The following is a 6,272-nucleotide window of genomic DNA, read 5'->3' on the forward strand; positions in this document are numbered from 1 at the left end:
GGGTTCGAATTGCTGTCCTGGCTGCGCGACCTGGACCTGCCCGATCCCGAGACACTGCTGGCCGACCCCGCCGCGCCGCTGCCCGACCGGGTGGACCGGGTGCACGCCGTACTCGGATCCGTGGTGGCGCACGTGGCGGCCGACGGCGGCGAGGACTCGTGGCAGCGGGCGTGGGCGCTGATCGGCCGGGTGGCCAGGCGGACGCCCGACGTGGCGGCCGGCGCGGCCCGCGCGCTCGCCGGCCGCCGCCCGGAGGGTGCCGTCCTGCCCGCCACGGTGCTGGAGCTGGCCCCGATCCTCCGATCCGCCGGGCTTCTGCCATGACCCTCCGATCCGCCGGGCTTCTGTCAGTGACCCTCACAACCACCGGGCTCCTGCCATGACCCTCACAGCTGCCCCAGAACCGTCCGAGCGGCCCGCCGACCGATTCGCGGCGGCCCGGCTCTGGGCCGCCGGGCGCGCGCCGTACCTCGCCTCGGCCCTCTTCGCGCTCACCCCCCTCGTGTACGACACCGCCCCGCCCCGCCTGCCCGCCGACGAGTACTGGAACGTGCACCTCAGCCCAGAGACCGTACGCGACACGCCGGTGCCCGAACTCGGCTGGTGGCTGTTGCACCAGGTCGGCCACCTGCTCAGGGGGCACCACGCCCGCGCGGAGCCGTATCGCGAGCCGGAGGAGCGGCTGCGCTGGGACCGCGCGGCCGACGCGGAGATCAACGACGACCTCGGCGCGGGCCCGGACGGCGTGATCTCACCGGACGCGCTGGGCCTGCCGGACGGCCTGCTGGCCGAGCGGTACGCCGAACTGCTCGATCTCATCGACGTACCGCAGGAGTTGACCGCGTGCGGCCGGCCACCGTTCACGGGGCCTGGCATGATGACGGCGCTCGAACGCGAGCTGCTCGCCCGCGCCGTGGCCGCCGAGATCGAGGCGCGGGGCGGCCTGCCCGGCGGCTGGCGGCGCTGGGCGGAGGCGAGGCTGCGGCCTGAGGTGGACTGGTGGGCCCGGCTGGCGGCCCTGGTCAGGAGGGGCCTGGCGGAGGCGGCGGGCCGGGTGGACTACAGCTACCGGCGTCCGTCCAGGCGCGCGGCCGCCGCGCCGTCGATCGTCCTGCCCGCCCTGGTACGACCGTCGCCCCGGATCGCGGTCGTGGTCGACACGTCGGGCAGCGTCGGGCGTACCACGTTGGAGCGGGCACTCGGCGAGCTGGACGGCGTGCTGCGGGCGGCCGGGCACCCGTGGATCGAGGTGATCTGCTGCGACGCCGAGGCTCATCCGGCACAGCGGGTACGTGCGGCGCACCAGGTCCAGCTGACCGGCGGCGGGGGGACGGACCTGCGACCGGGGTTCGACGCCGCGGCCGGGGCGGACGTGATGATCGTGCTGACCGACGGGGACACGCCGTGGCCGGAGCGGCGGCCCCGGCCGTACGTCGTTGTCTGCCTGTTCGGTGACCGGTGGGAGGCGCCGCCGTGGGCGCGCGCCGTACGCGTGCAGGAGCCGGCGTGAGGCCCTCCGGTGACCTGTGGGCGCGCGCCGTACGCGTGCAGGAGCCGGTGTGACGCCCTGTCCCGTGAGCAATACGCGAGCGGGTGTCGTATGTGGAAGGAGGCGGCGTGACGCGGTGGGACGGGTTCAGTCAGGGTGAGACACGGCGGTGGCGGGCGGCCGGGTTCGCCGCCGGGGAGGCGGCGGCCTGGCGCGACGCGGGCGTGACGGCGCCCGGCGACGCTCGGCTGTGGCGCACGGCGGGCGCCGCGCCGGGCACGGTCATCACCTGGCAGCGGGCGGGCATGACGCCGGCGGACGCGGTGAAGTGGCGCGAGCTGGGCGTCGCCCCGCACGACGCGGCTCGCCGGCACCTGGGCGGCGAGCGGCCGCACCGGGTGTCGTGGCTGTCCCGGCTGGCCGTGCCCGAGCCGACCGGCCCCGATCCCGTACGCGCGCGGGCGTTGTGGCGGCTGCTGCGCGCGGGCGTCCCTGCCGATGTGGCGCGGGACTACGCCGAGGCCGGGTGGGACGGCGCAGAGGCCGAGGAGTGGGCGCGGCGGCGGGTGGACCAAGGGGACGCGCGGGTGTTCAGGGCGCTGGGGTTCACGGCGGCGGAGGCGGCGCGGACCGGGCTAACCGCCGTCGAGGTCATGACGACGTGGTGGGGCGCCGTACCGCTGGAGGAGGTGGCGGCGTGGTGCGCGGCGGGGTTCGGACCCGCGGAGGCGGCCGCGCAGCGGGCCGCGGGCGTCACAGCGGACCGGGCGCGCGTGCTGCGCGCGCTGCTCGGCTAGCACGCGGACATCCCGGCCGGTACGGAGCCTTCTAGGGTGGCACGTCCTCGGCTGATACCTGGCTTCTCGGCCGGCACGAAGCCTTCCAGTACGGAGTCTTCTCGGCCGGCACGCGGACTTCTCGGCTACCACCGAGGCTGCGGCTTGTCAGTACCAGACTTCGAAGGTGTGCGGCCCCAGGCCGTAGCCGTCGCCCTTCGGCACCACGTACCCCTGCTCGATCAGCGTGGCGAGGCACTCGCGGACCTCGTCCTCCGTCAGGCCCGACGCCCGGACCAGCCCGTCGAGCCGCGCCCCGCCGGATTCCACCGTCTGGGACGCCACCGCCTCGTAGACGTGGATGTCCACGTCCGAGAGCTCCTGAACATCGTGACCTTCTGTCATCAGCGTTGCCTCGCTCCCTCCCGGAGCCGGAAAGGATCTACCTCGCGTTCGGGATAACGGCGGAGGTATTCGGCTTCCAGCTCATTGGTACGTGACGTATGGTGAGCGAGCGCGTCATCCGACCCGTGGAAGAACGTGTCGGACCGCGTGGCATGCAGTTGCCGCAGCTCACGGACCACATCCTCGTCGCTGAGCTGGGCCGGATCTATTCCCATCGTCGTCATGGGCTCCCCCTACCCCGGACACCCCCCACAATATCTGTCACAATTCCTGACATACAGGCATTGTTTGTAAGAGATCGCCGCCTTACCTTCCCGTTATGGACCTCGAGCTCAGGCACCTCAGGATCGTCCGCGCGGTCGCGGACGCGGGAAGTGTGAGCAAGGCCGCGTCCCTGCTGGGGCTGGCACAGCCGGCTCTGACCGCCCAGCTCAAGCGCATCGAAAGGGTGCTCGGCGGCGCCCTGTTCGAACGCGATCGCCATGGCGCGCGGCCCACCCGCCTCGGCGAGCTGGTGCTCTCCAGGGCGCGGGTACTGCTCCCGGCCGCGAAGGAGTTGCAAGAAGAAGCCGTACGTTTCGCACACGCCCCCTCACCCGGCTTCCGCATCGGAGCCACCAACGGCCCCATACTCGGCGGCCTGCTCGACCGGCTCGCCGCGGAGCGGACGGTCAGCACGTACACGTCGTGGTCGACCCACGAGCTGACCAGCATGGTCGAGCTCGGGCGCCTCGACTACCTGCTGACCGGCGCCTGCGGCGACTCCGGCACCCCCACCGGCACCCTGCTGTGGGAGACGATCAGCATCGACCCGGTCTTCTGCCTGGTGGCGCAGGATCATCCGGTCGCCAGGGAGAAGGAGGTGGAACTGGCCGATCTGGCCGGTCAGCAATGGGCCGTCACGCCGGGGGACGGCTGTTTCGCGGACTGTTTCGCGATGGCGTGTGCGCGGGCCGGGTTCACGCCGGGAACGATCTACGAGACGGACGTGCCGACGTGCACCCACCTCGCCCAGGTCGGGCGGGCCGTGGTGCTCTGCCAGGCCACCCATCCCGGGGCCCAGGGCCTCACCATGGTCCCGCTGGCCGGCGCGCCGCTGCGCTGGCGGCAACTCCTCGGACGCCACCCCACCGCACCCGACGCCGCCTGGGTCGTGGGGCAGGCCAAGCAGGCGCACATGGACTCCGTACGCCGCAGCCAGGTCTACCACGACTGGCTCATCCGGAACCCCGGTTATGGCACCGCGCCATAACACGGCGATAGGGGCAATGTAGTACTCCTCCGCTCCTGGGTTCGCCGTTACGTTGACGGCACCCCCAGCAGCAAGGAGACGAGCATGCTCCGAACCCCGGCGCTGATCGCGATCGCGATCGGCGCGTTAGTCGTGTCGGCCACCCCAGCCGTCGCGGCGAAGCCGCCTTCCGGCGTGGTCGACGCCCTGCAACGCGACCTCGGCATCACGAAGGAACAGGCCGTCAACCGCCTGGCGAACGAGTCCCGCGGCAACGCCGCCGCACCGGGTCTGCGCAAGAAGCTCGGCGACCGCTATGCCGGCGTGTGGTACGAGGGCGCCGAAAGCACCCTCATCGTGGCCAGCGTCTCCCCGGCCGACACGGCCGAGATCACCCGGATGGGTGCCAGGGCGCGCATCGTGCCGCGTTCGTTCGCCCAGCTCACCACGGTGAAGGAGGGCCTGGACCAGGCGGCGCCGCCCGCGTCCGTACACTCCTGGGCCATCTCACCCCAGGACAACTCCGTGGTCGTCGAGACCAGCGACCCGCAGGCCGCCAGGTCCTGGATCGCCGGCAGCGGCGTCGAGGCCGCCGCCGTGAAGGTCGAAGAGTCCGCCGAACGCCCCCGGCTGTTCTACGAGATCCGGGGCGGGGACGCTTACTACACCTCCGATGGCTACCGGTGTTCGATCGGATTCGCGGCCAGGCGAGGCACCCAGCTCGGCTTCACCACGGCCGGCCACTGCGGCACCACCGGCATCACCACGACCGGCTACAACCGGGTCTCGCAGGGCACGTTCCAGATCTCGTCCTTCCCCGGCAACGACTACGCGTGGGTCGCCACGAACTCGCAGTGGACCGCCCCCGGCGTGGTGAACGGCTACAGCGCCGGCATCCTCCCCGTACGCGGGGCAGCCGTCACCCAGCCTCAGGGCTCGGTCTGCCGCTCGGGCTCAACCACCCAGTGGCACTGCGGCACGGTGACCGCGCTCAACTCCACCGTCAACTACCCCGAGGGCACGGTGTCCGGCCTGACGCGTACCACGGTGTGCGCGGAGGGCGGGGACTCGGGCGGCTCGTTCATCTCCGGGGACCAGGCCCAGGGCATGACGTCGGGCGGCTCGGGCGACTGCACCCGGGGCGGCACCACGTACTTCCAGCCCATCGGCGAGATCCTCTCGGTGGGCAGCCTGACCCTGGTCACCGCCGGAGGCGGCACGGACCCGCCCACCGGATGCCAGAGCTACGAGGAGACCTACTCGGGTTCCCTGAGCTCGAACCAGAGTGCGTACCAGCCGAACAACTCCTACTACCAGGCCACGGTGTCCGGCAACCACGCGGCCTGCCTGGACGGGCCTTCCGGGGTGGACTTCGACGTCTACCTGCAGAAGTGGAATGGCTCCTCCTGGGTCGTGGTGGCCAGGGGCGACAGCCCCAACCCCGATGAGACGATCAGCTACAACGGGACTTCCGGGTCTTACCGGTATCGCGTGCATGCTTATAGCGGGTCGGGCTCGTACACGCTGGGAGTGAACCGCCCATAGCGGAGCCAGAGGGTCAGCGATCCCCCACTCGCTGACCCTCCCTCATCCCTCCCGCTCCCACTCCCACCCAGGGCGCCACTCGAACGGTGCGTCGACCAACTTCTCCAGCGGCTCCCCGTCGAACAGGTTCTGCAGCGCCCAGCGATTGGCGGAGTGAGCGATCAGCAGGACGGTACGCCCCTGCCACTCCTCCGTGACGTCCCGCAGAAACGCCGCTGTCTCCGCCACGACCTGCCGATAGCTCTGCCCGCCCGGCCACGGCGTGTCGATGTGGCGGCTGCGCAGCGGCGCGACTTCCCCGACCGGCCGCCCGTTGCAGGCGCCGTAGTCACATTCCCTGAGCCGCCGATCGAGCCTGATCTCCTTGCCGGCCCCCGCCTTCCGGCCGAGCTGAAAGGCGATCTCCGCCGTCTGCACGGCCCGCCGCAGGTCGGACGCGTACACGACGTCCACGTCGCGACGCCGTACGCCGAGCTTGGCAGCCTCCGCCCGCCCCCGCTCGGACAACTCCCCAGGCAGCCACCCGGTGGCGATCCCGGCTTCGTTGTCCACGGTGATGGAATGAGTCTCGTAGACCAGTTTGAGCGCCATGATCAGACCGTACGCGGCGACTTCGCCGTACGCTCTGCGAGAAGCCGGGGACGGCGTCAGGACCTGGAGCCGGCACGGCACCCGGCGCTCTGGGCCGCTGAGTTACGAACCAAAGCCGCGGCGGGATTCGACCCCGCGTCTGCCCATGTGAAGTGGATGACCGACACGCTTCGACACCAGATCACACTGCCCAGAACACAGGAATCCCCACGATAACCGCCGCTCACCGCCCACC

Annotated in this window: 7 protein-coding genes and 1 pseudogene; 5 read left to right on the forward strand and 3 right to left on the reverse strand. The window is 71.6% G+C overall.

Translation table 11 applies throughout. The features are described from left to right. The 3 genes and pseudogenes from ITP53_RS53290 to ITP53_RS53300 form a co-directional block, all read left to right on the forward strand. Nucleotides 1-324, forward strand: a pseudogene (locus tag ITP53_RS53290) (AAA family ATPase); the annotation flags it as partial. Between the two features lie 55 nt (nt 325-379). Further along, complete coding sequence (locus tag ITP53_RS53295) at nt 380-1,510, forward strand: vWA domain-containing protein (RefSeq protein WP_195903125.1); 1,131 nt, start codon at nt 380-382, stop codon at nt 1,508-1,510. A gap of 107 nt (nt 1,511-1,617) precedes the next feature. After that, nucleotides 1,618-2,286 (forward strand): hypothetical protein, encoded by a 669-nt coding sequence (locus ITP53_RS53300; protein ID WP_195903126.1) that lies wholly within the window; start codon nt 1,618-1,620, stop codon nt 2,284-2,286. A 147-nt stretch (nt 2,287-2,433) separates the two neighbouring features. Here the strand turns inward: ITP53_RS53300 and ITP53_RS53305 are convergent, their stop codons facing one another. Together ITP53_RS53305 and ITP53_RS53310 are read right to left on the reverse strand one after the other, a co-directional pair. After that, complete coding sequence (locus ITP53_RS53305; protein ID WP_195903127.1) at nt 2,434-2,670, reverse strand: IclR family transcriptional regulator; 237 nt, start codon at nt 2,668-2,670, stop codon at nt 2,434-2,436. Then, the gene (locus tag ITP53_RS53310) at nt 2,670-2,894 is read right to left on the reverse strand and encodes a DUF6158 family protein (protein WP_195903128.1); all 225 of its coding nucleotides are present in this window, start codon (nt 2,892-2,894) and stop codon (nt 2,670-2,672) included. The genes ITP53_RS53305 and ITP53_RS53310 overlap by 1 nt, the downstream gene beginning before the upstream one ends. 95 nt (nt 2,895-2,989) lie before the next feature. Between ITP53_RS53310 and ITP53_RS53315 the strand changes: the two genes are divergently transcribed. Both ITP53_RS53315 and ITP53_RS53320 read left to right on the forward strand, forming a co-directional pair. Continuing rightward, nucleotides 2,990-3,922, forward strand: a complete 933-nt coding sequence (locus tag ITP53_RS53315) for a LysR family transcriptional regulator (protein WP_195903129.1) — start codon at nt 2,990-2,992, stop codon at nt 3,920-3,922. 84 nt (nt 3,923-4,006) lie between these two features. Beyond that, nucleotides 4,007-5,446: a S1 family peptidase gene (locus ITP53_RS53320; protein ID WP_195903130.1), complete on the forward strand. Its 1,440-nt coding sequence runs from the start codon at nt 4,007-4,009 to the stop codon at nt 5,444-5,446. Nucleotides 5,447-5,488: 42 nt separating this feature from the next. Here the strand turns inward: ITP53_RS53320 and ITP53_RS53325 are convergent, their stop codons facing one another. Next, entirely contained in the window at nt 5,489-6,037 is a 549-nt protein-coding gene (locus tag ITP53_RS53325; RefSeq protein ID WP_195903131.1) for a histidine phosphatase family protein, read from the reverse strand. Nucleotides 6,038-6,272: the final 235 nt, after the last annotated feature.

The sequence above is a fragment of the Nonomuraea cypriaca genome (assembly GCF_015645445.1).
In the GTDB taxonomy this organism is placed as follows: domain Bacteria; phylum Actinomycetota; class Actinomycetes; order Streptosporangiales; family Streptosporangiaceae; genus Nonomuraea; species Nonomuraea cypriaca.

What these genes read in the sequence shown, in the direction of transcription:
- ITP53_RS53295 (WP_195903125.1), top strand. Translation starts at nt 380, where the DNA reads ATGACCCTCACAGCTGCCCCAGAACCGTCCGAGCGGCCCGCCGACCGA.
- ITP53_RS53305 (WP_195903127.1), bottom strand. Translation starts at nt 2,670, where the DNA reads ATGACAGAAGGTCACGATGTTCAGGAGCTCTCGGACGTGGACATCCAC.
- ITP53_RS53310 (WP_195903128.1), bottom strand. Translation starts at nt 2,894, where the DNA reads ATGACGACGATGGGAATAGATCCGGCCCAGCTCAGCGACGAGGATGTG.
- ITP53_RS53315 (WP_195903129.1), top strand. Translation starts at nt 2,990, where the DNA reads ATGGACCTCGAGCTCAGGCACCTCAGGATCGTCCGCGCGGTCGCGGAC.
- ITP53_RS53320 (WP_195903130.1), top strand. Translation starts at nt 4,007, where the DNA reads ATGCTCCGAACCCCGGCGCTGATCGCGATCGCGATCGGCGCGTTAGTC.
- ITP53_RS53325 (WP_195903131.1), bottom strand. Translation starts at nt 6,037, where the DNA reads ATGGCGCTCAAACTGGTCTACGAGACTCATTCCATCACCGTGGACAAC.